This is a genomic window from Pseudomonas chlororaphis (assembly GCF_001921865.1).
Lineage (GTDB): Bacteria > Pseudomonadota > Gammaproteobacteria > Pseudomonadales > Pseudomonadaceae > Aquipseudomonas > Aquipseudomonas chlororaphis_D.
The window spans coordinates 622,752-648,030 of sequence record NZ_MSCT01000020.1; the positions used below are offsets into that span (position 1 = coordinate 622,752).

Here is a 25,279-nt window from a genome sequence, read left to right on the forward strand (position 1 = left end):
CGATCATGTCTCGTTCCGAAACCCTGTTTGCCAATGCCCAGAAACACATCCCCGGCGGCGTGAACTCGCCCGTCCGAGCATTCAAGAGCGTGGGCGGCACGCCACTGTTCTTCAAGCATGCCGAGGGCGCCTACGTCACCGACGAAGACGACAAGCGCTATGTGGACTATGTCGGCTCCTGGGGCCCGATGATCCTTGGCCACAGCCACCCGGACGTGCTGGACGCGGTCCGCAAGCAGTTGGAGCACGGCCTGTCCTACGGCGCCCCGACCGCCATGGAAACCGAAATGGCCGACCTGGTCTGCGCCATCGTGCCGTCCATGGAAATGGTGCGCATGGTCAGCTCCGGTACCGAGGCGACGATGAGCGCGATTCGCCTGGCCCGCGGCTTTACTGGCCGCGACAGCATCATCAAGTTCGAAGGCTGCTACCACGGCCACTCCGACAGCCTGCTGGTCAAGGCCGGCTCCGGCGCCCTGACCCAGGGCGTCCCCAGCTCGGCGGGCGTGCCGGCGGCCTTCGCCAAACACACCCTGACCCTGCCGTTCAACGACATCGACGCGGTCGAGCAGATGCTCAGCGAAGTCGGCCAGGAAGTGGCCTGCATCATCGTCGAGCCCGTGGCCGGCAACATGAACTGCGTCCCGCCTGCCCCGGGCTTCCTCGAAGGCTTGCGCAGCCTCTGCGACAAACACGGCGTGGTGCTGATCTTCGACGAAGTCATGACCGGTTTCCGCGTCGCCCTCGGCGGTGCCCAGGCGCACTACGGCGTGACTCCGGACCTCTCCACCTTCGGCAAGATCATTGGCGGCGGCATGCCGGTGGGCTGCTTCGGCGGCAAGCGCAAGATCATGGAATGCATCGCACCGCTGGGTCCGGTCTACCAGGCCGGCACACTGTCGGGCAACCCGCTGGCCATGGCCGCCGGCCTGACCACCCTGCGCCTGATCAGCCGCCCGGGCTTCCACGCCGAGCTGAGCGACTACACCAGCCGCCTGCTCGACGGCCTGCAGCAACGCGCCGATGCCGCCGGCATCCCGTTCGTGACCACCCAGACGGGCGGCATGTTCGGCCTGTACTTCAGCGGCGCTGACGATATCGTCACCTTCGACGACGTGATGGCCAGCGACGCCAACCTGTTCAAGCGCTTCTTCCACCTGATGCTCGAAGGCGGCGTCTACCTGGCCCCGAGCGCGTTCGAAGCCGGCTTCACCTCGATCGCCCATGGCGATGCTGAGCTGAAGCTGACCCTGGACGCGGCCGAGCGCGCGTTCGCCGCCCTGAAGTAACCCTGCGGGCAAACCGGCGCCGCGCTTGCTGGCGCCGGTTTTACGCTGCACTTGCGCCCCGACTCGCCAAACACCCCCGAAAGCGGCGGATATCGCGCCCGCGCAGCAGAAAAACGAGTAAAGACTTTGTAAGGTTGGCCCTGCTTATTTCATAATGCGCGCTTATTGGATCCCTCGATGGGTCCGCGCGCCCTTCAGAGGTAAGTCGATTCCCATGAACCGCACCGGCCGCGCCCTTGCACTGGGCTGCCTGTTGCTCCTTCAGCCCCTGCTCGCGCATGCACAAGCAGGTGGCAACTCGTTGTTGATCCCAGCAATGGGTCGCTGCACCCTCAATACTCAGCCACAAGATCTGTCCGAGGCCCTGGCAGCCTGCCAGAAGGCGTCTGATGAAGGGGATGCGCAAGCGCAATACGAGTTGGGCGAGTTCTACTACGACGGTAAAAATACCCCGCGCGACCTCAACCAGGCCCTGAGCTACTTTGAAAAGGCCTCCCTGCAGGGGCATGCCCAGGCGCAATTCAAGCTCGGCACCATGTTCTTCCACGGCGAAGGCGTACCGGCCAACAACGTCCAGGCCTATATCGTGTTGAAGATGGCGGCGGTCAACGGCGCCGAAGACGCCCTGGACACGGCCGACGAAGTGGCCGAGCACATGCAACGCGATGAGCTGGAAGTCGCCACCCAGGTGCTGGGGCAGATCTTCCGCAAGTACCTGATGGAGTTGCAGAGCGCCGACGGGCGTTCGCCCTTCTCGCCCCTGCCTTGAAAACGCCGCCTGCGGGAGCGAGCTTGCTCGCGATAAAGCGCTGTCTAGCCCTTACTTCTCGGGCATCGGCATCGGAAACGGCATGACATTGCCTGCGCCCCGCGCCTCGCTGATCTTCGGCGTGCCCAGGCGCTCGACTTCATCGATACGCACGATCGAATGCATCGGCACAAAACTGCGCACCACACCCTCGAACTGTGCCTTGAGCTTCTCTTCGCTCGGATCGACGACCATTTGCGTGCGCTCGCCGAAGACGAACTCCTCCACCTCCAGGAAGCCCCACAGATCGCTTTGATAGATCTGTTTGGCGTACATTTCGAACACCTGTCCCTGGTTGAGGAAAATCACCTTGTAGATCGGGGCTTCACGTTTGGTCATGGGAGGCGGGGAACACATCGGGGGATAAAAAAGAGGGCGCGAACTATAGCATAGCCGCCGGACGCACAGCGGTAGGAACCACGCCCCATGTTCCCTATAATGCGCGGTTCTTTGAATCACGTGATGACCCTTCCATGGCCAAGAAGCTTTATATAGAAACCCACGGTTGCCAGATGAACGAGTACGACAGCTCGCGCATGGTCGACCTGCTGGGTGAACACCAGGCCCTGGAAGTCACTGCCCGCGCCGAAGACGCGGACGTCATCCTGCTCAACACCTGCTCGATCCGCGAGCGGGCCCAGGACCGGGTGTATTCCCAGCTGGGTCGCTGGCGCGAGCTGAAGCTGGCCAACCCGGAAATGGTCATTGCCGTCGGCGGTTGCGTGGCCAGTCAGGAAGGCGCGGCCATCCGCGACCGCGCGCCCTACGTCGACGTGGTCTTCGGCCCGCAGACCCTGCACCGCCTGCCGGAAATGATCGATGCCGCCCGCGTCAGCAAGCTGCCGCAGGTCGACGTCTCGTTCCCGGAAATCGAAAAGTTCGACCACCTGCCGGAGCCGCGCATCGACGGCCCGAGCGCCTATGTCTCGGTCATGGAAGGTTGCAGCAAGTACTGCACCTTCTGCGTGGTGCCTTATACCCGTGGCGAGGAAGTCAGCCGACCGTTCGACGACGTAATCTCCGAGATCATCCACCTGGCGGAAAACGGCGTGCGCGAAGTCACCCTGCTGGGGCAGAACGTCAACGGTTATCGTGGCCAGACCCACGACGGACGCCTGGCCGACCTCGCCGAACTGATCCGCGTGGTAGCGGCGGTCGAGGGTATCGAGCGTATTCGCTACACCACCTCCCATCCGCTGGAATTTTCCGACAGCCTGATCCAGGCCCACGCCGAAGTGCCGGAACTGGTGAAACACTTGCACTTGCCGGTGCAATCGGGCTCAGACCGGATCCTGGCGGCCATGAAGCGCAACCACACGGCGCTGGAGTACAAGTCCAAGCTGCGCAAACTGCGGGCGGCCGTACCGGGCATCTGCATCAGCTCGGACTTCATCGTCGGCTTCCCCGGCGAGACCGAAAAAGACTTCGAGCAGACCATGAAGCTGATCGCGGACGTCGGTTTCGACTTCTCCTACTCCTTCGTCTACAGCCAGCGCCCGGGCACCCCGGCGGCGGACCTGACGGACGACACCCCGGAAGAGTTGAAAAAGGAGCGCCTGAACGCGCTGCAACACCGGCTGAACCAGCAAGGATTCGAAATCAGCCGACAAATGGTCGGTTCGATCCAGCGCATCCTGGTGACCGACTACTCGAAAAAGGACCCCGGCGAATTACAGGGGCGGACCGAGAACAACCGTATCGTCAACTTCCGCTGTGACAATCCGACCCTGATCGGCCAGTTCGCCGACGTGCATATCGACGCCGCCCAGCCTCACTCGCTACGCGGCTCGCTGCTGCAATGAACGGCCGCCGACACTGACTTGCCAGCGCAGGCGGCCTCGCACCCGCCAGCGTCGGCAGGCCGGTCATCACGGAAAATGCGCTGAAAGACATTGCTTCGCATAAGAGCTTTCGCACCCAGGCCACTGGCGTTATCCTTGAATTCATCCTAATTGCCGTTGGGCGGCTAAAAAAACGACCTTGAACGCACCCATAGAACCCCATCGCTTCATCCTCGAGCCCTTCGAGGCTCGCCGCTTCGCCAATCTGTGCGGGCAATTCGACGAGCACCTGCGCTTGATCGAACAGCGCCTGACCATCGAGATCCGCAATCGCGGCAATCAGTTCGAGCTGATCGGCGAACCCAAGCACACCACCTCCGCGGAAAACCTCCTGCGCCGCCTGTACCGGGAAACCAAAGGTACCGAACTGTCGCCGGACATGGTGCACCTGTTCCTCCAGGAGTCGGCCGTCGAGGAACTGGGCAACCACCCTGTCGCCGAAGCCGCCGTCGCCCTGCGCACCAAAAAAGGCATGATTCGCCCGCGCGGCTTGAATCAGCAGCGCTACGTCAAGGAAATCCTCGGCAACGACATCAACTTCGGCATCGGCCCGGCCGGTACCGGCAAGACCTATCTCGCGGTGGCCTGTGCGGTAGACGCGCTGGAACGCGAGCAAGTGCGGCGCATCCTGCTGGTACGTCCGGCGGTCGAGGCCGGCGAAAAGCTCGGCTTCCTGCCAGGCGACCTGGCCCAGAAGATCGACCCCTACCTGCGCCCGCTGTACGACGCCCTGTATGAAATGCTCGGTTTCGAATACGTCGCCAAGCTGATCGAGCGTCAGGTCATCGAGATCGCCCCGCTGGCGTATATGCGCGGTCGCACGCTGAACAACAGCTTCATCATCCTCGACGAAAGCCAGAACACCACTGTCGAGCAGATGAAGATGTTCCTGACCCGCATCGGCTTCGGCTCCACGGCGGTGATCACCGGCGACATCACTCAGGTCGACCTGCCCAAAGGCACCAAGTCCGGCCTGGCCCAAGTGATCAATGTGCTCAAGGACGTCCCGGGCATCAGTTTCACCCACTTCATGCCCAAGGACGTGGTGCGCCATCCGCTGGTGCAACGCATCGTCGAAGCCTACGAGCGTTTCGAGCAGCACGCGACCGACACGTCCGCCCAGTCCTCCGCGGAAAAGGGCAATCGCCACGATGCTTGAGCTTGATCTGCAACTGGCAAGCGACAAGCCTGCTCCCAGCGAAGCCCTGTTCCGCCAATGGTGTGAGCTGGCCCTGCGCCAGCGCACGGCCGATTCGGAGCTGACCATCCGCCTGGTGGACGAACCCGAAGGCCGCGAGCTGAATCACACCTGGCGGCATAAAGACTACGCCACCAACGTCCTGTCGTTCCCCGCCGACGTGCCCGACGACCTGCTGGACATTCCCTTGCTCGGCGACCTGGTGATCTGTGTCGAAGTGGTCGAGCGCGAAGCCGCCGAACAAGGCAAGGACCTCCAGGCCCACTGGGCCCATCTGGTGATTCACGGCTGCTTGCATCTACTGGGTTACGACCATATAGATGACGACGAAGCCGAAGAAATGGAAGCACTGGAACGAACGTTGCTTGCAGAACTGGGTCATCCCGACCCTTATGCGGACGACGAAAACGAAGAACATCCATCTGTAACAACCAAGGATTTAGAGTAATCGCTATGAGCGAAGACCGATCGAGCAGCGGGCAAAAGTCATGGCTGGGTAAATTGACCCAGGCTTTTGCCCATGAGCCGAAAAACCGCCAGGAGCTGCTGGAGCTGCTGCGCGAAGCCCATCAGAACAAGTTGCTGGACAGCGAAGCGCTGGCCATCGTCGAAGGCGCCATCCAGGTCGCTGACCTGCAGGTACGGGACATCATGGTTCCGCGCTCGCAGATGATCAGCATCAAGGCGACCCAGACACCTCGCGAATTCCTCCCGTTCGTCCTCGATTCCGCACACTCGCGTTATCCGGTGATCGGCGAAAGCCATGACGACGTCATGGGCGTCCTGCTGGCCAAGGACCTGCTGCCGTTGATCCTCAAGGAGAACGGCGACAGCTTTAATATCAAGGATCTGCTGCGCCCGGCGACCTTCGTCCCCGAATCCAAGCGCCTGAACGTGCTGCTGCGCGAATTCCGCGCCAACCATAACCACATGGCCATCGTCATCGACGAATACGGCGGAGTGGCGGGCCTGGTGACCATCGAAGACGTGCTGGAACAGATCGTCGGCGATATCGAGGACGAGCACGACGTCGAGGAAGACAGCTATATCAAGCCCCTGCCAAGCGGCGACTTCCTGATCAAGGCACTGACGCCGATCGAGAACTTCAACGAGTTCTTCGACAGCGAGTTTTCCGACGACGAGTTCGACACCGTCGGCGGCCTGGTGATGAGCGCGTTCGGGCACCTGCCTAAACGCAACGAAATCACCGAAATCGGCGCCTATCGCTTCCGCATCCTGAATGCCGACAGCCGCCGGATTCACCTGCTGCGACTCACGCCTATCCCTCGTTAAGGTTAAGGATCGACATGCTGCGCGTAACCCGCCCCGGCTGGCCCGGTAATCTGCTGGCCCTGGCGGCTGGCGCAATCACCACCCTGGCCCTGGCACCGTACGATATCTGGCCGCTGGCCTTGCTGGCCGTCGGCTTCTTTTATGCCGGCCTGCGCCAGCTGAGCCCGCGCCAGGCGCTGTGGCGCGGCTGGTGGTTCGGCTTCGGCCTGTTCGGTGCCGGCACCAGCTGGATCTACGTCAGTATCCACACCTACGGCGGCGCTTCGGTGCTGCTGGCCAGCTTGCTGATGCTGGCCTTCATCGCCGCCATCGCCTGGTTCTTTGCCCTGCCGGCCTGGCTCTGGGCGCGCTGGCTGCGCCGCAACGAAGCGCCGCTGGCCGATGCCCTGGCCTTCGCCGCCCTGTGGGTGGGCCAGGAAGCCTTTCGCGGCTGGTTCCTGACCGGCTTCCCGTGGCTCTACTCCGGCTACAGCCAACTCGACGGCCCGCTATCCGGCCTGGCCCCGCTGGGCGGCATGTGGCTGATCTCCTTTACCCTGGCGCTTACCGCGGCCCTGCTTTACAACCTGCCCAGCCTGATTCGCGCCAAGCGCAAAGGCTTTATCGCCATTGGCCTGGCACTGCTGATAGCGCCCTGGGCCATCGGCATCGCCCTCAAGGGGCACGCCTGGACCAGCCCGGCCGGCGAGCCGCTGACCGTAGCGGCAGTCCAGGGCAATATCGAACAGAGCATGAAGTGGGACCCCGCGCAGCTCAACTCCCAACTGGCGCTGTACCGCGACATGAGCTTCAGCTCCAAGCGCGTCGACCTGCTGGTATGGCCGGAAACCGCAGTGCCCGTGCTCAAGGAGTCGGCCGAAGGCTATCTGAATATGATGGGTAACTTCGCCACCGACCGGCATTCGGCACTGATCACTGGCGTGCCGATCCGCGAGGAGGTGCATCACCAGAAGCGCTACTTCAACGGCATCACTGTGGTCGGCGAAGGCGATGGCGAGTACCTCAAGCAAAAACTCGTGCCCTTCGGCGAGTACGTCCCCCTGCAGGATCTGCTGCGCGGCCTGATCGCATTCTTCGACCTGCCCATGTCCGACTTCGCCCGCGGCCCCGTCGACCAGCCTCTGCTCCAGGCCAAGGGCTATCAGATCGCGCCGTTCATCTGCTACGAAGTGGTGTATCCGGAATTCGCCGCCAGCCTGTCGGCGCGTAGCGATTTGCTGCTGACCATCAGCAACGATACCTGGTTCGGCACTTCGATCGGCCCGCTGCAACACTTGCAGATGGCCCAGATGCGCGCCCTGGAGGCCGGCCGCTGGATGATCCGCGCGACCAATAACGGGGTGACCGGCCTGATCGATCCGTTCGGCAAGATCACCGTGCAGATTCCACAGTTCGAACGCGGCATTCTCTACGGCGAAGTGGTGCCGATGCACAACCTGACGCCTTACCTGCAGTGGCGCTCATGGCCGCTGGTCATCCTCTGCGTCCTGCTGTTCGGCTGGGCGCTACTGGCCAGCCGGATCGCCAAGACCGTCTGACGCCATCGCGAGCAAGCTCGCTCCTACAAGGACCGTGCGGAACCCTGTAGGAGCGAGCTCGCTCGCGATAAACCTAGCGCTCTCCCCGATAGAACAGCTTGTACCCCACCAGCCCGACCGCCTCGTTCAACAGCTGGCCGCTCTGCCAGATCGACTTGAATTCCGGCATCCAGCCGCCCAGCGGCCTGGCGTTATCCACCCCCAGGAACCCCACGGGCGCCGGCACCACGGTGAACCCCGCCTGTTCGAAACTCCAGACAGCCCGCTGCATGTGCCAGGCCTGGGTGACCAGCACCACACGCTTGACGCCTTGTGGCTCCAGGACTTGCGCGGTGAATTGGGCATTTTCCCAGGTCGTGCGGCTGCGGCCTTCCTGCCAGTGCACCGTCACATCGAAATCGTTGAGCAGCGACTCGGCCATCAGCGCCGCCTCCGTAGGCGGCGTGCCGTAGTGCAGGCCACCGCTGGTAAGGATCGGCAATCCGCAAGCCTTGGCCAGGCGCGCGGCATAACGCTGGCGCTCCAGCCCGACACCGGTCGGCTGGTCTGTCCCCCAGGCCGGATCGCCACGCTCCCTTCCCGAGCCCAGCACCACGATCGCATCGGCGTGCTCGGCCAGGGTCGACCACTGGCTTTGCGCCAACGCCGGCTCAGTCTCCAGGGCACTGGCACCCCATTCGACCATGACCGGCAGGCTCATCAACCAGAACCCGCCCAGGCCCAGGGCAAAGCACACCCCGGCCAGCCGCGGCCTGGAACGACGAAACCACCAGGCAAGCAGAAGCAGCAGCAACAAAAGGCCAGGCGGCAGGAGCAATTGTTTGACGAAATAACGAAAAGGCATCGAGCATCTCCAAAGATGCTCGAAGCCTAAGTGGGTAAAAGCAAAGCAACAACAGCTACGAAACGGATTTCACGCACAAGGTACGCAGCATCGAGGCTGCATGGATGCCCGAACGGGCTGTGCAGGCTCATTTGAAATGCAGGGATCGGACCTTTACCGCATCCCGGGCAGGCGCCTTGTCCTTCAACCAGATGATCTTGGCCGAACGCGGAGCCATTTCATGCCTGAGGCATTCGAGCACGCTCAGTTGCGTCTCACGCTCGCTACGATCCAGATAGGCCTTGATCACCTCGAACTCGGCATGGCTCAGACCACGCAACTCCAACTCCACGGGACGCTCATCACGCAAGCTTCCTGCTGTTTTCGCTGCATCCAGGGCCAAAGCCAGACGATCTATCAAGCGTTCGTACAACTCGGGTTTTGTAACTTTTCGCTGCGACTCAACCATCCACTCACCTCATGAAAGTAAGACTCACTCCCCTTTTTGAGCTTAGCCGCGCTGCCGAAACAGGCCCGGTGCCGCGACCAACGGCCCGCGGCGCGTAATCAGGGTTTCCCTCGGTAGAGCGCGGTCATGTATGCTACGGCGCTTCCTGTAACTCCACTTCCAGCTCGACTGGGTAGCGAAAACGCCACATTTGGCGCCATCACCGCCCAACGTTGCATTGAAGAGGATTAGGCCACCCCTATTCAGTTCAAAAGTAGCCATGCACGAACACTATCAGCCCCGCGAAATCGAAGCCGCCGCCCAGTCGTTCTGGGATGAGCAAAAGTCCTTTGAAGTCAGTGAACAACCAGGCAAGGAGACTTACTACTGCCTGTCGATGTTCCCTTACCCCAGCGGCAAGCTACACATGGGGCACGTGCGCAACTACACCATCGGCGACGTGATTTCCCGCTACCAGCGCATGCAAGGCAAGAACGTGCTGCAACCCATGGGTTGGGACGCCTTCGGCATGCCGGCGGAAAACGCCGCGATGAAGAACAACGTCGCACCGGCCAAGTGGACCTACGAAAACATCGCCTATATGAAGTCCCAGCTGCGCAGCCTGGGCCTGGCGGTGGACTGGTCCCGCGAAGTCACTACCTGCAAACCGGACTACTACCGCTGGGAACAATGGCTGTTCACTCGCCTGTTCGAGAAAGGCGTGATCTACCGCAAGAACGGCACCGTGAACTGGGACCCGGTCGACCAGACCGTCCTGGCCAACGAGCAGGTGATCGACGGTCGCGGCTGGCGTTCCGGCGCGCTGATCGAAAAACGCGAAATCCCGATGTACTACTTCAAGATCACCGCCTATGCGGATGAACTGCTGGAGAGTCTCGACGAGCTGCCGGGCTGGCCCGAGCAGGTCAAGACCATGCAACGCAACTGGATCGGCAAATCCCGTGGCATGGAAGTGCAATTCCCCTACGACCAGGCCTCCATCGGCGAAGCGGGCGCGCTGAAAGTCTTCACCACCCGTCCAGATACCCTCATGGGCGCGACCTACGTCGCCGTGGCCGCCGAGCATCCGCTGGCGACCCTGGCCGCGCAGAACGATCCGGCGCTGCAAGCCTTTATTGCCGAGTGCAAGGGTGGCAGCGTCGCCGAAGCCGACATCGCCACTCAAGAGAAGAAAGGCCTGCCGACCGCCCTGTTCGTCGAGCACCCATTGACTGGTGAGAAACTCCCGGTCTGGGTCGCCAACTACGTGCTGATGCACTACGGCGACGGCGCTGTAATGGCCGTACCGGCGCATGACGAGCGCGACTACGAGTTCGCCACCAAGTACAACCTGCCGATCAAGAACGTGGTGCGTACCAGCGCCGGTGACGAAACACCTGCGCCTTGGCAGGACGCCTATGGCGAGCACGGCGAACTGATCAACTCCGGTGCCTTCGACGGCCTGGATTTCGCCGGTGCCTTCGACGCCATCGAAGTCGCCCTGCTGAAAAAGAACCTCGGCCAATCCCGCACCCAGTTCCGCCTGCGCGACTGGGGCATCAGCCGCCAGCGCTACTGGGGCTGCCCGATCCCGATCATCCACTGCGACAGCTGTGGCGACGTACCGGTCCCGGAAGACCAACTGCCGGTCGTCCTGCCGGAAGACGTGGTGCCGGACGGCGCCGGCTCGCCGCTGGCGCGCATGCCCGAGTTCTACGAGTGCAGTTGCCCGAAATGTGGCAAGCCGGCCAAGCGTGAAACCGACACCATGGACACCTTCGTCGAGTCCTCGTGGTACTACGCCCGCTACGCCTCGCCGAAGTACGAAGGCGGCCTGGTCGATCCTGCCGCGGCCAACCACTGGCTGCCGGTGGATCAGTACATCGGCGGTATCGAACACGCGATCCTGCACCTGCTCTACGCCCGCTTCTTCCACAAGCTGATGCGCGACGAAGGCCTGGTCAGCTCCAACGAGCCGTTCAAGAACCTGCTGACCCAAGGCATGGTGGTCGCCGAGACCTACTACCGTCGCGAAGCCAACGGTGCCTATACCTGGTACAACCCGGCCGATGTCGAGCTGGAGCGCGACAGCAAGGCCAAGATTGTCGGCGCCAAGCTGATCAGCGACGGCCTGCCGGTGGAAATCGGCGGAACCGAGAAAATGGCCAAGTCGAAGAACAACGGCGTCGACCCGCAATCGATGATCGAACAATACGGCGCGGACACCTGCCGCCTGTTCATGATGTTCGCTTCGCCGCCCGACATGAGCCTGGAATGGTCCGACTCCGGCGTCGAGGGCGCGCACCGCTTCCTCAAGCGCGTCTGGCGCCTGGCCCAGGCCCACGTCGCCCAGGGCCTGCCGGGCGCACTGGAGCTGGGTACGCTGAACGACGACCAGAAGGTCATTCGTCGCGCTATCCACCTGGCAATCAAGCAAGCCAGCCAGGACGTCGGCCAGCATCACAAATTCAACACCGCCATCGCCCAGGTCATGACGTTGATGAACGTGCTGGAAAAAGCCCCGCAAGCCACTCCACAAGACCGCGCCCTGCTGCAGGAAGGCCTGGAAACCGTGGCCCTGCTGCTGGCGCCGATCACTCCGCACATCAGCCATGAGCTGTGGCAGCGCCTGGGTCGCAGCGGTGCGATCATCGACGCCGGCTGGCCGGTGCTGGATGACAACGCACTGGTCCAGGACAGCCTGCAGCTTGTCATTCAAGTGAATGGCAAACTGCGCGGCCAGATCGAAATGCCGGCCAGCGCCAGCCGCGAAGAGGTCGAAGCCGCCGCCCGGACCAACGAGAACGTGCTGCGTTTCACCGAAGGCCTGACGATCCGTAAAGTGATCGTCGTACCGGGCAAGCTGGTCAATATCGTCGCTAGCTAATTGGATCAGGCGCCAGCCCGGAGGCTGGCGCCGAATAAAACCTCCAGGGCCGCCTTGCCGGCCCACATGGTTTCAAGGGGAGCAACAAGATGATCAAACGCAATCTGCTGGTGATGGGCCTCGCTGTACTGCTGAGCGCCTGCGGCTTTCAGCTGCGCGGTACCGGCACCACCGAACTGGCGATCAAGGAACTCGACCTGAATGCCCGCAACGCCTACGGCGAAACCGTGACCCAGCTGCGCCAGGTCTTGCAGAGCAGCGGCGTCAAGGTCTATGCCGGCGCGCCTTACAAGCTGGTCCTGACCCGCGAACAGGAATCCCAGCGCAGCCTCAGCTACGCCGGTGCCGGCCGTTCGGCCGAGTATGAAATGACCACCGTGCTGAACTACGACATCCAGGGCCAGAACAACCTGACTTTGCTCAGCGACAAACTGCAAGTGCAGAAGGTCTACATCCACGACGGCAACAACCTGGTGGGTTCCGACCAGGAATCGCTGGAAGTGCGCAAGGAAATGCGTCGCGACCTGGTGCAGAACATGATGCTGCGCCTGCAACTGCTGACCCCGACCCAGCTGGACCAGTTGCAGCAAACCGCCAATGCCCGCGCCAAGGCCGAGGCTGATGCCCTGGAAGCCGCACAGAAGGCTGAAGCGGAAACCCCGCAACAGTCGCCTATGCAGCTGCCGAACCAGTAAGTCTCGCGGGGCGCTCAAGCGCCCCGCTTGCCCCTTCTTATGAAACTCGCCCCCGCCCAACTCGGCAAACACCTGCAAGGCACGCTCGCGCCGGTCTACGTGATCAGTGGCGACGACCCGTTGCTGTGCCAGGAAGCCGCCGACGCCATTCGCAGCGCTGCCCGCCAGCAAGGCTTCGACGAACGCCAGGTCTTCAGTGCCGACGCCAACTTCGATTGGGGAACGCTGCTGCTGGCCGGTGCGAGCATGTCGTTGTTCGCCGAAAAGCGCCTGCTGGAACTGCGCCTGCCTTCCGGCAAGCCCGGTGACAAAGGCGCCGCGGCCTTCATCGAATACTGCTCACGGCCGGCCGAAGACACCTTGCTGCTGATCAGCCTGCCCAAGCTCGACGGCAGCGCGCAAAAGACCAAATGGGGCAAGGCGCTGATCGAAGGCGAGCAGACCCAGTTCATTCAGATCTGGCCAGTGGACGCCAACCAGCTGCCGCAGTGGATTCGCCAACGCCTGTCCCAGGCCGGACTTTCCGCCAGCCAGGATGCCGTGGAGCTTATCGCGGCCAGGGTTGAAGGCAACCTGCTAGCCGCGGCCCAGGAAATCGAAAAGCTCAAGCTGATGGCCGAAGGTGGCCAGATCACCGTGGAAACCGTGCAAGCGGCAGTGGCCGACAGCGCACGCTTCGACGTTTTCGGGCTGGTCGACGCCGTCCTCAACGGCGAGCCGGCACACGCCCTGCGCATGCTCGAAGGCTTGCGCGGCGAAGGTGTCGAGCCCCCGGTGATTCTCTGGGCGTTGTCACGGGAGCTGCGGGCGCTGGCCAACATGTCGCTGCAGTACAGCCAGGGCACCCCGCTGGATAAGGTGTTCAGCCAGGCCCGTCCGCCCGTCTGGGACAAACGCAAACCGCTGATGAGCAAAGCCTTGCAGCGCTACTCCGCACCGCGCTGGGCGCAACTGCTGCTCGATGCCCAGCGGATCGATGCGCAGATCAAGGGTCAGGCCACCGGTTCGCCCTGGAGCAGCCTGAGCCGCCTGTCGCTGCTGATGGCCGGACAACGCCTGCCTCTCCCCGCCGAATAACCCTTCCTTGCTCGCGATCCGCATGAGTCGGGACGATGAGTTTGCCTGGCTGATCGCTATCGCGAGCACGCTCGCTCCTACAGGAGGCTTGGGGGGAGAAGGAAGATTGGCGAAAAGTCCTACCTGTCGCCGGGCTGGACAGCCGGGCAAAGCTGGCCGATCATCTGCGGCGCATCACCCACCTCAAGAGAGAATCCAGCATGAGCAAGCCATCCAAGCATGGCCCCAACAAGGCCAAATCCATCGTCGCCCAGCCCCTGTTCCGCAGCCGCCAGGAACGACCCGCCAAGGGCAAAGGCAGCTACCGCCGCGAAGCCTTCCAGTCTAAAAGCTGGGAGGCTTCTTACTTTCTGGCTGCATAAAGCGGAGAACCCCGCCGGCGTGATAAGGTCTGTACCTGATTCGTATTCTCTGGACCTGTGCATGCCCTTTTGTCTTTCCCGTCGTTGGCACCTGCGCCAACTGATCGCTGCCTCCAGCCTTGCCCTGCTCGTCGCCTGCGCGGAAAAACCCACCGCCGCCGATGCCCAGCCACTCCAAAGCATTCAAGCCGCCCCGCTCGCCGCACCTGCAACCGTCGCCCCGCTGGCCGTCGACAACCTGGATATCCAACCGACCCAGACCTTTGCCCAATGGCAGGCAGGGTTTCGCACCGAAGCCCTGAACGCGGGCATCCGCGCCGATCTTTTCGACCGTGTATTCGCCGGCATCACCCCGGACATGGGCGTGATCAAGGCCGATCGCAGCCAGCCGGAATTCAGCCGTCCGGTATGGGAATACCTCGACGGCGCCCTGTCGCCGCTGCGTGTACGCAAGGGCCAGGCGCTGCTCAATCAATACGCCGATATCCTGCAGCAGATCGAACAGCGTTACGGCGTCGATCGTCAGGCCCTGGTGGCGGTGTGGGGCATGGAAAGCAATTTCGGCGAGTTCCAGGGCAACAAATCGGTGATTCGCTCGCTCGCAACCCTGGCCTACGAAGGCCGTCGCCCGGCCTTCGCCAACAGCCAGTTGCTGGCTGCCCTGCAGATCCTCCAGCACGGCGACATCCAGCCTGAGAAGATGCTTGGCTCATGGGCCGGTGCGATGGGGCAGACCCAATTCATTCCGACCACCTACAACACCCACGCCGTGGATTTCGACGGCGATGGCCGCCGCGACATCTGGAACAGCCCGGGCGATGCCCTGGCCTCGACCGCGCACTACCTGCAAAGCTCCGGCTGGCAGAAAGGCCAGCCCTGGGGCTTCGAAGTGGAACTGGCGAACGGTTTCGACTATGCGCTGGCTGATGGCGCGATCCGCAAACCGGTGGCCGAATGGATGCGCCTGGGCATGAAACTGCCCAACGGTGCCAGCGTTCCAGCCGGTTCCGAGCAGCTGTCCGCGGCCCTGCTGCTGCCAGCGGGCTATCGCGGTCCGGCGTTCCTGATCCTCGACAACTTCCGCGCCGTGCTGAAGTACAACAACTCTTCGTCCTACGCCCTGGCGGTGAACCTGCTGTCGCAGCGTTTCAGCGGCTCAGGCCTGATCAACGGCGCCTGGCCGAAAGACGATATGCCCTTGAGCCGAACCGAACGCATCGAATTGCAGGGCCTGCTCAGCGCCAACAATTACGATGCCGGCAACCCGGACGGCATTATCGGCGCCAACACCCGCAAGGCGATTCGCAGCGCGCAGCAATCGCTGGGCTGGCCCGCCGACGGCTATCCGACCCACAAGCTGCTGGAAAGCCTGCGCTCGCGCTGAGGCCAGCGCCCGATCCTTGATAGAGGGATCGCTATCGCGAGCAAGCTCGCTCCTACAAGGAGCGAGTCACGCCACTCCGCCGAAGACCACGTCCTGTTCCAGGATCAGTTGTTTCTCCCCCGCGTCCAGCCTGACCATCGCCCCCAGCGGCAGGGTCAGGTTGGGGTCGCAATGCCCGCTGCGCCATCCGCTCAGCACCGGAATCCGCAAAGGCTCGAAGGTCTGCTTGAGCAGCCCGGCAAGCGCCTGAGGCTCCACGCCCGCCACGTCGCCCACCAGCACACCGCGCAACCTGTCGAGCTTGCCGGCCAGGCGCAGGTGCGTCAGCAGGCGGTCAATGCGGTACAGCGGTTCATTGATGTCTTCGATGAACAGAATGACCCCGTCGCCGTTGATCTCATAGGGCGTCCCCAGGGTGGCGGCGATCAACGACAGGTTGCCCCCCAGCAGTTGGCCACAGGCGATGCCCGGCTCGATGGTGGTCAAGGGAAAGGCCGCCGGATGGGCCAACAGGCTACCGGCCTTCAACTGCCCCCTGAGCAGGCTGAATAGCGAGGACTCAGTCGGCGGCTGCTTGTCGCCCAGCAGATCGGCATTGAGCATCGGCCCGTGAAAGGTCACGAAACCCGCATAGCGATTGATCGCCAGATGCAGCGCGGTGATGTCGCTGTAGCCAACAAACGGCTTGGCGTTGCGCCTGAGCAGGTCGTAGTCGATCCGGTCGATCAGGCGCGGGCTGCCATAACCGCCCCGCAGGCACAGGATGGCATCGACATCGTCGGCGGCGAAGGCGGCGTGCAGGTCGTTCAGACGAACCTCGTCGCTGCCCGCGAGATAGCCATCCTTATGTTCGACACCTGGGTAAACCCGCAGCGAATAACCTCGTGTACGCATCCATCGAGCGGCCTTCTCGCTATCCAGGGCAGCCGGCCCGGCAGGCGCGATCAAGCCGATCACCCCTTGCGAGGGCAGCACCGGCACGGGCCGCTGGGCACAAAGGACATCAGTCGGTTGGAGGGTCATCCAATGGTTCTCCCTGTGTGGATTGGTTCATGCACAGTAGACATGAAAACAGGCAAACAGAAGGGTTGAAACGCGACGGCGTTTGCAGGAAAAGCCTGAACAGGGGGTGAGGCGCGGAAGTAACGGCAGATGACGCCCGCAAGGACAGACCTTGCGGGCGCATTACATCAGGAGACCAGGCCTTCTCTGGCCAGCTTCGCCTGCTCGTCGGCGTGATAGGAAGAACGTACCAGCGGGCCCGAGGCGACGTTCTTGAAGCCCATCTTGTAACCTTCCTCGGCGAACCAGGCAAAGGTGTCCGGATGCACAAAACGCTGTACCGGCAGGTGGTTACGGGACGGTTGCAGGTACTGGCCGAGGGTCAGCATGTCGATGTCATGCTCGCGCATGCGCTTCATGACCTCGATGACTTCATCGTCGGTCTCGCCCAGGCCCAGCATCAGGCCGGACTTGGTCGGTACGTGCGGCACCAGTTGCTTGAACTTCTGCAGCAGGGTCAGCGACCACTGGTAGTCGGAACCCGGGCGCGCGGCCTTGTACAGGCGCGGTACGGTTTCCAGGTTGTGGTTGAACACATCCGGCGGCTCGGCAGCGGTGATTTCCAGCGCTACGTCCATACGGCCGCGATAGTCGGGAACCAGGGTTTCCAACTGCACGTTCGGCGACAATTTACGGATTTCGCGGATGCAGTCGGCAAAGTGCTGGGCGCCGCCGTCGCGCAGGTCGTCGCGGTCGACCGAGGTGATCACCACGTACTTCAAGCGCAGGTCGGCAATGGCCACCGCCAGGTTCGTCGGTTCATCGACATCCAGAGGCTTCGGACGACCGTGGCCGACGTCGCAGAACGGGCAGCGTCGGGTGCAGATGTCGCCCATGATCATGAACGTCGCGGTGCCACCGGAGAAGCATTCGCCCAGGTTCGGGCAGGACGCCTCTTCGCAGACACTGTGCAGCTTGTGCTTACGCAACAATTGCTTGATCCGGTCGACTTCCGGGGAAACCGGGATACGCACGCGGATCCAGTCGGGTTTCTTCGGCAGCTCGGTGGTCGGAATGATCTTCACCGGGATGCGGGCGACTTTCTCGGCACCGCGCAATTTAACGCCGGTTTCCACTTTCGCACGGGCCGGGCGCTCGGAGATATCCAGCGTCGGGATCAGGGTTTGCACAGCGTCTTGCGCAGTAGTCATATCAGTCGATTCCGCCCGTTAGGGTCGTCTGCTCAGCATAGTCGAGGTGTTTGACGAGCTGCGCGCGCAGCCGGGCACTTACCTCGGCAAATTCAATCGATCCTGCGTGGTCGCTCAGCTGGGTCATTGCCAGCCCGGCATAGCCACAGGGGTTAATCCGGCGAAACGGCTGCAGGTCCATGTCCACGTTCAAGGCCAGCCCATGAAAGGAACAGCCATGGCGGATCCGCAGGCCCAGGGAGGCCATTTTCGCGCCGTCGACGTAAACGCCGGGGGCATCCGGCTTGGCCGCCGCGGTCACGCCGTAGCTGGCCAGCAACTCGATCAGGCACTGCTCCATCCGACTGACCAGGTCACGCACGCCAAAACCCAGACGACGCACGTCCAGCAGCAGATAGGCCACCAACTGGCCAGGGCCGTGATAGGTCACCTGGCCGCCCCGGTCGACCTGCACCACCGGGATATCCCCGGGCAGCAACAGATGTTCGGCCTTGCCCGCCTGCCCCTGGGTAAAGACCGGCGGGTGCTGCACCAGCCAGATTTCATCGGGAGCGTCGGTGCCGCGTTCGTTGGTAAAGCGTTGCATGGCCTGCCAGACCGGCTCGTAGGCCATCTGGCCGAGCTCGCGAAAGCCCAGCGTTTGCGACATCACAGCACCATGTGTACGAAACCGGTGGCCCGCAACTCGCTGTTGATGTCGTACAGCTGCTCTTGCCCAGTGGCGATGATATGCAGCTGGATCGTCGTGTACTTGCCATTGGTGCTCTGGCGCTCGGCCAGGGACTTGTGGTCGACGGTCGCGTGTTTTTCAAGGATCGCGATGATCTTGTCCTTGAAACCCACGCCGGTGTCGCCGATCACCTTAATCGGGTAATCCGCGCAGGGGAATTCGATCTTTGGCGCCTTTACTTCGGTGTCTGTCATGGCGTAACGGCCTCGTAAGCCGTGGCGACGGACGCGGCCCCCGCTCTGCTTCAGAGCGAGGGCCACGCGGGTCGACAATATCAGTTGAACAAGCCGTAGAAGAATAGACGGATGCTATCCCACATGCGGCGGAAGATACCACCTTCGTCGACCGCGTCCAGAGCGATCAGATCGGCGCTGTGCACCACCTTGTCGTCCAGCTTCACTTCGACTTTACCGATCACGTCGCCCTTGGCGATTGGCGCGACCAGTTGTGGGTTCATGGTCATGCTGGCGGCGAGCTTCTTCAGCTGGCCTTTTGGCATGGTCATGGTCAGGTCTTCAGCCAGACCGGCCTTGACCTGGGAAGTGGTGCCTTTCCAGACAGGGGCCTGAGCCAGCTCGGTGCCCTTCTGGTAGAAGGTCTGGGTTTCGAAGAAACGGAAACCGTAGGTCAGCAGCTTCTGGGTTTCAGCGGCGCGAGCCTGCTCGCTGTTGGTGCCGAACACCACGGCGATCAGGCGCATGCCGTCACGCACGGCCGAGGACACCATGCAGTAGCCGGCCTCGTCGGTGTGACCGGTTTTCAGACCGTCGACGGTCTTGTCGCGCCACAGCAACAGGTTGCGGTTAGGTTGCTTGATGCCGTTCCAGAAGAACTCTTTCTGCGAGTAGATCGCGTAGTGAGCCGGATCTTCGTGAATGATCGCGCGAGCCAGCACCGCCATGTCGTGCGCCGACGAGTAGTGCTCGGGGTTCGGCAGGCCGGTCGGGTTCATGAAGTGGCTATTGGTCATGCCCAGGTCGCCGGCGGTCTTGTTCATCATGTCGGCGAAGGCGTCTTCACTGCCGGCGATGTGCTCGGAAATCGCGACGCTGGCGTCGTTGCCCGACTGGATGATGATGCCGTGCAGCAAGTCGCTGACGGTCACTTGCGAGCCGACCTTGATGAACATCCGCGAACCGCCGGTGCGCCAGGCGTTCTCGCTGACGGTCACCGGATCGTTCTCGCCGATCTGGCCGCGACGGATTTCCAGGGTCGCGATGTAGGCGGTCATCAGCTTGGTCAGGCTGGCTGGCGGCAGGCGTTGGTCACCGTTGTTCTCCACCAGCACGTTACCGCTGCTGGCATCCATGAGCACATAGGACTTGGCGGCCAGTTGCGGCGGCGACGGCATCACTTCGACCGCCCAGGCGGCAGGCGTGATGATCAGCGGGACAAGCAGACACAGGCGTTTGGCAAAGGTGGTGATGTTCATCCGTCTCTCGAAATTGCTAATGGAAACTTGTCCTCGCGGACAAAACTATTCAGACAGCCTTCTAAAGGGCTATCGCGTGTTCAGTTGTTCACTCACTGACCCTTGCCGGGCTTTTGTTGTACGACGAGCCAACAACCTGGGTTCACCCCCCAATTACCGCAGGCGAACCATGAATCGAAATGCGCTTACTCGGCAGTCACCAGGCTCGGTTGCCCCAGATTGGCCAGCCGGACACTGTTCTGCACTTGCTGGATCTCACCCGGCGAGCCGATCGGCCCCAGGCGCACCCGGTGCAAGGTCTGTTGATTGCGCACGATCGAGCTGATGAACACCGGAGCGCTCACCATCCCGCTCAGCTTCGAGCGTAGGAGCTCGGCAGCGTCCGGGTTGGCGAAGGCGCCCACCTGCAGATACTGGCCAGAGGCTTGCGCAGAAACGTTTTTTTTTGCGTCCAGCTGCACCGGCACCACGGCCGCGGCATGCTGTTGTGGAGGTGGCGTCCATTGCTCCACAGTGCCCGCCGAGGCGGTCATCACAGGCGCGGCGGCCTTGGGCTCATTGAGCATCAAGGGCGCCGGCCGGCCGCGTTGGGCCCACCACTCTTGCGGGTCGATCCCCTCGACCTTGACCCGGGCGGTGCCGATCTCGGCATAACCGAGCTTCTTGGCCGCGGCGTAGGATAAATCGATGATCCGGTCCGAATAGAACGGCCCGCGGTCGTTGACCCGCAGAATCACGCTCTTGTTGTTGTCCAGGTTGGTCACCCGGACATAACTCGGCAGCGGCAGGGTCTTGTGCGCGGCGCTCATGCCGTACAGGTCGTACACCTCGCCGTTGGCGGTGTTCTGTCCATGGAATTTGGTGCCGTACCAGGAAGCCGTGCCCGAAGCGACATAACGCTTGGATTCGGCCATCGGGAAATAGGTCTTGCCCAGCACCGTATAAGGGTTGGCCTTGTACGGGCCGGTGTGCAGGGTCGGCGTGGCGTCAGGGATGCGCGATACGTCCACGTCCCACCAGGGAGCGCCGTCCTTATGGGCACGGTTGATATCCAGGCCTGGAGTCGTGCGCACGACGGCCGAACCACCTTTCTGTTTCGGCGCCTGGGTCGACGAGCAACTGACCACCAGCAAGGACAATGCGGCAAGCGCCACCAGCTTCAGGGGTTTGCGGATTGGCGATGCCAGCATTACTTGACGCCCCGTGCTTGGACCAGCTGTTCAGAGAGCTGATGTACGGCCATGGCGTACATCACGCTGCGGTTATAACGCGTGATCGCGTAGAAATTCTTCAGCCCCATCCAGTATTCGGGGCCATTGTCGCCTTCCAGGCGGAACGCCGTGACCGGCATATCGTCGCGCAGCGCATCATGACTCGACCAGCCCAGCGCCCGCAACTCCCCAACGGTTTTCGTCGGTTCGATACCGGTGGTCAGGCCTTCGTCGACCCGATCGCCGCGCACCTCGGCCCGGCTGACCACCGGTTGCCCGGCCTCCCAGCCGTGGCGCTTGAAATAACTGGCAACACTGCCGATGGCATCATCGGGGTTGGTCCAGATATTGATGTGGCCATCGCCGTCGAAGTCCACAGCATAGGCGCGAAAACTGCTCGGCATGAACTGCGGCAAGCCCATGGCACCAGCGTAGGAACCTTTCAGGGTCAGCGGATCGATCTGCTCTTCACGCGCCAGCAGCAGGAATTCGCGCAACTCCTTGCGGAAAAACTCGGCCCGCGGCGGGTAGTCGAAGCCCAGGGTCGACAGCGCATCGATCACCCGATAGTTACCGGTATTGCGCCCAAAGAAGGTCTCGACGCCGATGATCGACACAATCACCTGGGCCGGCACGCCATATTCCTGCTCGGCACGAGCCAGTACTGCCTCGTGCTGGCGCCAGAAGTCCACACCGCGGGCGATACGCGCGTCGGAAATGAACATCGGGCGGTAGTCTTTCCACTGCTTGACCCGCTCGGCAGGCCGAGAAATGGCATCGAGGATCGACTGCTTGCGCTCGGCCTCGCGAAACACGCCCATCAACTGTTCGCCGGCAAACCCGTAGTCGCGCGTCATCTCGCCGACGAACTCGGCCACTTGCGGCGAACCTTCGTATTCGCCGGCGGCCAGCGCTTCCTGCGCCGCACCGAGGATGCCTACCAGACCAACCCAAGGCGCATACCGAGCGGTCCAGCCACGCATTGCTTGCATTGAATTCTTCACCTTATTCAAACCTGCGCGATCCACTTACGGTGGGTATGGATCGACATCAAAACCCCAAACGCTGACAGCAGCGTCACCAGCGAAGTTCCTCCGTAGCTAATGAACGGCAACGGCACCCCCACGACCGGCAACAGGCCACTGACCATACCGATGTTGACGAAAACGTAAACAAAAAACGTCATGGTCAGGGCGCCGGCGAGCAATTTGCCGAACAGCGTCTGCGCCTGGGCGGTAATCACCAGACCCCGACCGATCAGCAGCAGATAGATCAGCAGCAAGGCGCAAATGCCCACCAGGCCGAACTCTTCGCCCATGACCGCGATAATGAAGTCGGTGTGGCTCTCGGGCAAAAAGTCCAGGTGGGACTGAGTGCCCAGCAGCCAGCCCTTGCCGAAGACGCCGCCGGAGCCGATGGCCGCCTTGGACTGGATAATGTTCCAGCCAGTGCCCAGCGGGTCGCTTTCCGGGTCGAGGAAGGTCAGGATCCGCTGCTTCTGGTAGTCGTGCATGATGAAGAACCACATGGCGATGGCCACCGGCACCGTGGCGGCCAGCACGCTGAGGATCCAGCGCCAGCGCAATCCCCCCATGAACAGCACGAAGGCGCCGCCGGCGAGAATCAGCAGCGAGGTGCCGAGATCCGGCTGGCGCACGATCAGGATGAACGGGATACCGATCAGGATCAGGCTGACCCCCACATGCTTGAGCTGGGGTGGCAAGGTGCGCTTGGCCAGGTACCAGGCGATGGTCGCCGGCATGATGATCTTCATGAACTCCGAGGGCTGGAAGCGGATCACCCCGGGGATATTGATCCAGCGGGTCGCGCCCATGGCGTTGTGCCCCATGACATCCACCACCACCAGCAGCACCACGCCGAACACATAGGCCAGCGGCACCCAACGCGCCATGAAACGGGGCTCGAGCTGGGCGATGACGATCATCGACACCAGGCCGATGCCGAACGAGGTGGCCTGCTTGGCCAGCAGGTCCCAGCTCTTGCCGCTGGCCGAATAGAGGACGAACAGGCTGCCGGCCGCCAGGGTCAGCAGCAGGATCAGCAAGGGGCCGTCGATGTGCATGCGCTGCAACAGCGTCGCGCGGCGACGCATCACATCCTCGCTGGACAGAATGCGATCGAAATTACTCTTCACGGGCCGTAGCCTCCGCACTGATAGGGCCGGCAAACTCAGGCTTGAGCAGGCCATCCTGGCCCAGAAGCCAGGCGTCCATCACCTGGCGCACCACCGGGGCGGCCACGCCGGAACCGGACTCGCCGTTCTCGACCATGACCGACACCACGATCTTCGGGTTCTCCGCCGGCGCGAAGCCGACGAACAGGGCGTGGTCGCGGTGACGTTCCTGGACCTTGGAACGGTCGTATTTCTCGCCCTGCTTGATCGCGACCACCTGGGCCGTACCGCTCTTGCCGGCGATCCGGTATTGCGAGCCGACAGCCGCCTTGCGTGCGGTGCCGCGGGCACCGTGCATCACCTGCTGCATGCCGTGGCTGACCTTGGTCCAGTCCGACGGGTCGCGCAGGATGATGTCCGGCATCGGGTTGTCATCCACCGGTTTTTCGCCTTCGATGGTCTTGGCCAGGTGCGGGCGGTTCCACTTGCCCCGATTCGCCACCAGCGCCGTGGCCTGGGCCAGCTGCAACGGAGTGGACTGCATGTAACCCTGGCCGATCCCGAGAATCAGCGTCTCGCCCGGGAACCAGGCCTGGCGACGAGTGGCGCGCTTCCACTCCCGCGATGGCATCAGGCCCGGCGATTCCTCGAACATGTCCAGCGAGACCTTCTGGCCGATACCGAACTTGTTCATGTAGGCCGACAACCGATCGATCCCCAGCTTGTGGGCCAGGTCGTAGAAATAGGTGTCGTTGGACCGCATGATCGCCGTGTCGAGGTCGACGTAGCCGTCGCCGGTACGGTTCCAGTTACGGTATTTGTGGTCGTAGTTGGGCAACTGGTAGTAGCCCGGGTCGTAGACCCGCGTAGAGGCCGTCACCACCCCGGAGTCGAGCCCGGCGATCGCCACCGCCGGCTTGATGGTCGAGCCCGGCGGGTACAGGCCGCGCAACACCCGGTTGAACAGCGGGCGATCGATAGAGTCGCGCAGTTCGGCGTAGGCCTTGAAACTGATGCCGGTGACGAACAGGTTCGGATCGAAGCTCGGCTGGCTGACCATGGCCAGCACCTCGCCAGTAGTCGGGTCCAATGCCACCACCGCGCCACGCCGGCCGCCCAGGGCCGCCTCGGCGGCTTCCTGCAACTTGATGTCCAGGCTCAGGACGATGTCCTTGCCGGGAATCGGGTCGGTGCGCTTGAGCACCCGCAACACGCGGCCACGAGCGTTGGTCTCGACCTCTTCGTAGCCCACCTGGCCGTGCAGCTCGGGCTCGTAGAAGCGCTCGATGCCGGTCTTGCCAATATGGTGGGTGCCGCTGTAGTTCACCGGGTCCAGGGTCTTCAGCTCTTTCTCGTTGATCCGCCCCATATAACCCACCGAGTGCGCGAAATGCGCGCCCTGCGGGTAATGGCGGACCAGCTGCGCCACTACTTCCACCCCGGGCAGGCGGAACTGGTTGACCGCGATCCGGGCGATCTGCTCTTCGTTGAGCTCGAACAGGATCGGCACCGGTTCGAACGGTCGGCGCCCCTGTTTCATGCGTTTCTCGAACAGTACCCGGTCTTCCGGCGTCAGCTCCAGCACCTCGATAATGACATCGAGGACCTGGCGCCAGTCGCCGGAACGCTCGCGGGTCATGCTCAGGCTGAAACTCGGCCGGTTGTCGGCCACCACCACGCCATTACGGTCGAAGATCAGGCCGCGGGTCGGCGGAATCGGCTGCACGTGAACCCGATTGTTTTCCGACAGGGTCGAGTGATAGTCGTACTGGATCACCTGCAGGTAATACAGCCGCGCGATCAGTACACCGATCAGGCACACCACCGCAATAGCCCCGAACACGACCCGGCCACGCACCAGACGGGCGTCTTTTTCGTGGTCCTTGATACGGATCGGCTGGGACATTAGAGGCGCG

24 protein-coding genes are annotated in these 25,279 nt (G+C 62.5%); 12 read left to right on the forward strand and 12 right to left on the reverse strand.

The window, feature by feature from the left end; translation table 11 throughout:
* The first annotated feature begins 5 nt into the window (after nucleotides 1–5).
* Nucleotides 6–1,289 carry a glutamate-1-semialdehyde 2,1-aminomutase gene (gene hemL / locus BTN82_RS25890; protein ID WP_075121897.1) on the forward strand — a complete coding sequence of 428 codons (1,284 nt, stop codon included), beginning with the start codon at nucleotides 6–8 and terminating at the stop codon, nucleotides 1,287–1,289.
* A 214-nt stretch (nucleotides 1,290–1,503) separates the two neighbouring features.
* Nucleotides 1,504–2,058 carry a tetratricopeptide repeat protein gene (locus BTN82_RS25895; protein WP_075121898.1) on the forward strand — a complete coding sequence of 185 codons (555 nt, stop codon included), beginning with the start codon at nucleotides 1,504–1,506 and terminating at the stop codon, nucleotides 2,056–2,058.
* 51 nt (nucleotides 2,059–2,109) lie between these two features.
* Here the strand turns inward: BTN82_RS25895 and BTN82_RS25900 are convergent, their stop codons facing one another.
* A complete protein-coding gene (locus tag BTN82_RS25900) occupies nucleotides 2,110–2,436 on the reverse strand; it encodes a DUF1820 family protein (RefSeq protein WP_075121899.1) in 327 nt (108 codons plus the stop codon).
* A gap of 134 nt (nucleotides 2,437–2,570) precedes the next feature.
* Here BTN82_RS25900 and miaB point away from each other — a divergent pair, with 134 nt between their 5' ends.
* The 5 genes from miaB to lnt all read left to right on the forward strand — a co-directional run bounded on the left by miaB (nucleotide 2,571) and on the right by lnt (nucleotide 7,967).
* Complete coding sequence (gene miaB / locus BTN82_RS25905) at nucleotides 2,571–3,899, forward strand: tRNA (N6-isopentenyl adenosine(37)-C2)-methylthiotransferase MiaB (RefSeq protein ID WP_075121900.1); 1,329 nt, start codon at nucleotides 2,571–2,573, stop codon at nucleotides 3,897–3,899.
* Between the two features lie 178 nt (nucleotides 3,900–4,077).
* A complete protein-coding gene (locus BTN82_RS25910; RefSeq protein WP_075121901.1) occupies nucleotides 4,078–5,097 on the forward strand; it encodes a PhoH family protein in 1,020 nt (339 codons plus the stop codon).
* Nucleotides 5,090–5,584 carry an rRNA maturation RNase YbeY gene (gene ybeY / locus BTN82_RS25915; protein ID WP_075121902.1) on the forward strand — a complete coding sequence of 165 codons (495 nt, stop codon included), beginning with the start codon at nucleotides 5,090–5,092 and terminating at the stop codon, nucleotides 5,582–5,584. Before BTN82_RS25910 ends, ybeY begins: the two co-directional genes overlap by 8 nt.
* 5 nt (nucleotides 5,585–5,589) lie before the next feature.
* Nucleotides 5,590–6,429, forward strand: coding sequence for an HlyC/CorC family transporter (locus BTN82_RS25920; protein WP_075121903.1), 840 nt, complete (start codon nucleotides 5,590–5,592; stop codon nucleotides 6,427–6,429).
* A 14-nt stretch (nucleotides 6,430–6,443) separates the two neighbouring features.
* Nucleotides 6,444–7,967: an apolipoprotein N-acyltransferase gene (gene lnt / locus BTN82_RS25925; protein WP_075121904.1), complete on the forward strand. Its 1,524-nt coding sequence runs from the start codon at nucleotides 6,444–6,446 to the stop codon at nucleotides 7,965–7,967.
* Between the two features lie 73 nt (nucleotides 7,968–8,040).
* On the opposite strand, the gene BTN82_RS25930 is transcribed toward lnt, so the two are convergent.
* Nucleotides 8,041–8,811 (reverse strand): YdcF family protein, encoded by a 771-nt coding sequence (locus BTN82_RS25930; RefSeq protein WP_075121905.1) that lies wholly within the window; start codon nucleotides 8,809–8,811, stop codon nucleotides 8,041–8,043.
* Nucleotides 8,812–8,938: 127 nt separating this feature from the next.
* A complete protein-coding gene (locus tag BTN82_RS25935; RefSeq protein WP_075121906.1) occupies nucleotides 8,939–9,259 on the reverse strand; it encodes a hypothetical protein in 321 nt (106 codons plus the stop codon).
* A gap of 259 nt (nucleotides 9,260–9,518) precedes the next feature.
* Here BTN82_RS25935 and leuS point away from each other — a divergent pair, with 259 nt between their 5' ends.
* The 5 genes from leuS (at nucleotide 9,519) to BTN82_RS25960 (ending at nucleotide 15,643) form a co-directional block, all read left to right on the forward strand.
* On the forward strand, nucleotides 9,519–12,125 hold the full coding sequence (gene leuS, locus BTN82_RS25940; RefSeq protein WP_075121907.1) for a leucine--tRNA ligase: 2,607 nt from the start codon (nucleotides 9,519–9,521) through the stop codon (nucleotides 12,123–12,125).
* Nucleotides 12,126–12,214: 89 nt separating this feature from the next.
* On the forward strand, nucleotides 12,215–12,820 hold the full coding sequence (lptE, locus tag BTN82_RS25945; protein WP_075121908.1) for an LPS assembly lipoprotein LptE: 606 nt from the start codon (nucleotides 12,215–12,217) through the stop codon (nucleotides 12,818–12,820).
* A 39-nt stretch (nucleotides 12,821–12,859) separates the two neighbouring features.
* On the forward strand, nucleotides 12,860–13,897 hold the full coding sequence (holA, locus tag BTN82_RS25950) for a DNA polymerase III subunit delta (protein WP_075121909.1): 1,038 nt from the start codon (nucleotides 12,860–12,862) through the stop codon (nucleotides 13,895–13,897).
* A 200-nt stretch (nucleotides 13,898–14,097) separates the two neighbouring features.
* Nucleotides 14,098–14,259: an alternative ribosome rescue factor ArfA gene (gene arfA / locus BTN82_RS25955; protein WP_015637164.1), complete on the forward strand. Its 162-nt coding sequence runs from the start codon at nucleotides 14,098–14,100 to the stop codon at nucleotides 14,257–14,259.
* 61 nt (nucleotides 14,260–14,320) lie between these two features.
* Complete coding sequence (locus BTN82_RS25960; RefSeq protein ID WP_075121910.1) at nucleotides 14,321–15,643, forward strand: lytic murein transglycosylase; 1,323 nt, start codon at nucleotides 14,321–14,323, stop codon at nucleotides 15,641–15,643.
* 66 nt (nucleotides 15,644–15,709) lie between these two features.
* Here the strand turns inward: BTN82_RS25960 and BTN82_RS25965 are convergent, their stop codons facing one another.
* The 9 genes from BTN82_RS25965 to mrdA form a co-directional block, all read right to left on the reverse strand.
* Nucleotides 15,710–16,666, reverse strand: a complete 957-nt coding sequence (locus tag BTN82_RS25965) for an LD-carboxypeptidase (RefSeq protein WP_075121911.1) — start codon at nucleotides 16,664–16,666, stop codon at nucleotides 15,710–15,712.
* Between the two features lie 167 nt (nucleotides 16,667–16,833).
* Nucleotides 16,834–17,856, reverse strand: coding sequence for a lipoyl synthase (gene lipA / locus BTN82_RS25970; RefSeq protein WP_075121912.1), 1,023 nt, complete (start codon nucleotides 17,854–17,856; stop codon nucleotides 16,834–16,836).
* A gap of 1 nt (nucleotide 17,857) precedes the next feature.
* Entirely contained in the window at nucleotides 17,858–18,505 is a 648-nt protein-coding gene (gene lipB / locus BTN82_RS25975; protein WP_075121913.1) for a lipoyl(octanoyl) transferase LipB, read from the reverse strand.
* Nucleotides 18,505–18,780, reverse strand: a complete 276-nt coding sequence (locus BTN82_RS25980) for a DUF493 domain-containing protein (protein ID WP_075121914.1) — start codon at nucleotides 18,778–18,780, stop codon at nucleotides 18,505–18,507. The genes lipB and BTN82_RS25980 overlap by 1 nt, the downstream gene beginning before the upstream one ends.
* Before the next feature lie 80 nt (nucleotides 18,781–18,860).
* On the reverse strand, nucleotides 18,861–20,018 hold the full coding sequence (locus BTN82_RS25985) for a D-alanyl-D-alanine carboxypeptidase family protein (RefSeq protein WP_075121915.1): 1,158 nt from the start codon (nucleotides 20,016–20,018) through the stop codon (nucleotides 18,861–18,863).
* Nucleotides 20,019–20,203: 185 nt separating this feature from the next.
* Nucleotides 20,204–21,208, reverse strand: a complete 1,005-nt coding sequence (locus BTN82_RS25990) for a septal ring lytic transglycosylase RlpA family protein (RefSeq protein ID WP_075121916.1) — start codon at nucleotides 21,206–21,208, stop codon at nucleotides 20,204–20,206.
* Nucleotides 21,208–22,221, reverse strand: a complete 1,014-nt coding sequence (gene mltB, locus BTN82_RS25995) for a lytic murein transglycosylase B (RefSeq protein WP_075121917.1) — start codon at nucleotides 22,219–22,221, stop codon at nucleotides 21,208–21,210. Before mltB ends, BTN82_RS25990 begins: the two co-directional genes overlap by 1 nt.
* 17 nt (nucleotides 22,222–22,238) lie before the next feature.
* Nucleotides 22,239–23,342, reverse strand: coding sequence for a rod shape-determining protein RodA (rodA, locus tag BTN82_RS26000; RefSeq protein ID WP_075122020.1), 1,104 nt, complete (start codon nucleotides 23,340–23,342; stop codon nucleotides 22,239–22,241).
* 31 nt (nucleotides 23,343–23,373) lie between these two features.
* The gene (gene mrdA, locus BTN82_RS26005) at nucleotides 23,374–25,269 is read right to left on the reverse strand and encodes a penicillin-binding protein 2 (protein ID WP_075121918.1); all 1,896 of its coding nucleotides are present in this window, start codon (nucleotides 25,267–25,269) and stop codon (nucleotides 23,374–23,376) included.
* Nucleotides 25,270–25,279 lie beyond the last annotated feature (10 nt).

Coding starts and splice junctions, on each gene's coding strand:
- hemL (WP_075121897.1), top strand. CDS start 6: ATGTCTCGTTCCGAAACCCTGTTTGCCAATGCCCAGAAACACATCCCC.
- BTN82_RS25895 (WP_075121898.1), top strand. CDS start 1,504: ATGAACCGCACCGGCCGCGCCCTTGCACTGGGCTGCCTGTTGCTCCTT.
- BTN82_RS25900 (WP_075121899.1), bottom strand. CDS start 2,436: ATGACCAAACGTGAAGCCCCGATCTACAAGGTGATTTTCCTCAACCAG.
- miaB (WP_075121900.1), top strand. CDS start 2,571: ATGGCCAAGAAGCTTTATATAGAAACCCACGGTTGCCAGATGAACGAG.
- ybeY (WP_075121902.1), top strand. CDS start 5,090: ATGCTTGAGCTTGATCTGCAACTGGCAAGCGACAAGCCTGCTCCCAGC.
- BTN82_RS25920 (WP_075121903.1), top strand. CDS start 5,590: ATGAGCGAAGACCGATCGAGCAGCGGGCAAAAGTCATGGCTGGGTAAA.
- lnt (WP_075121904.1), top strand. CDS start 6,444: ATGCTGCGCGTAACCCGCCCCGGCTGGCCCGGTAATCTGCTGGCCCTG.
- BTN82_RS25930 (WP_075121905.1), bottom strand. CDS start 8,811: ATGCCTTTTCGTTATTTCGTCAAACAATTGCTCCTGCCGCCTGGCCTT.
- BTN82_RS25935 (WP_075121906.1), bottom strand. CDS start 9,259: ATGGTTGAGTCGCAGCGAAAAGTTACAAAACCCGAGTTGTACGAACGC.
- leuS (WP_075121907.1), top strand. CDS start 9,519: ATGCACGAACACTATCAGCCCCGCGAAATCGAAGCCGCCGCCCAGTCG.
- lptE (WP_075121908.1), top strand. CDS start 12,215: ATGATCAAACGCAATCTGCTGGTGATGGGCCTCGCTGTACTGCTGAGC.
- holA (WP_075121909.1), top strand. CDS start 12,860: ATGAAACTCGCCCCCGCCCAACTCGGCAAACACCTGCAAGGCACGCTC.
- arfA (WP_015637164.1), top strand. CDS start 14,098: ATGAGCAAGCCATCCAAGCATGGCCCCAACAAGGCCAAATCCATCGTC.
- BTN82_RS25960 (WP_075121910.1), top strand. CDS start 14,321: ATGCCCTTTTGTCTTTCCCGTCGTTGGCACCTGCGCCAACTGATCGCT.
- BTN82_RS25965 (WP_075121911.1), bottom strand. CDS start 16,666: ATGACCCTCCAACCGACTGATGTCCTTTGTGCCCAGCGGCCCGTGCCG.
- lipA (WP_075121912.1), bottom strand. CDS start 17,856: ATGACTACTGCGCAAGACGCTGTGCAAACCCTGATCCCGACGCTGGAT.
- lipB (WP_075121913.1), bottom strand. CDS start 18,505: ATGTCGCAAACGCTGGGCTTTCGCGAGCTCGGCCAGATGGCCTACGAG.
- BTN82_RS25980 (WP_075121914.1), bottom strand. CDS start 18,780: ATGACAGACACCGAAGTAAAGGCGCCAAAGATCGAATTCCCCTGCGCG.
- BTN82_RS25985 (WP_075121915.1), bottom strand. CDS start 20,018: ATGAACATCACCACCTTTGCCAAACGCCTGTGTCTGCTTGTCCCGCTG.
- BTN82_RS25990 (WP_075121916.1), bottom strand. CDS start 21,208: ATGCTGGCATCGCCAATCCGCAAACCCCTGAAGCTGGTGGCGCTTGCC.
- mltB (WP_075121917.1), bottom strand. CDS start 22,221: ATGCAAGCAATGCGTGGCTGGACCGCTCGGTATGCGCCTTGGGTTGGT.
- rodA (WP_075122020.1), bottom strand. CDS start 23,342: ATGCGTCGCCGCGCGACGCTGTTGCAGCGCATGCACATCGACGGCCCC.
- mrdA (WP_075121918.1), bottom strand. CDS start 25,269: ATGTCCCAGCCGATCCGTATCAAGGACCACGAAAAAGACGCCCGTCTG.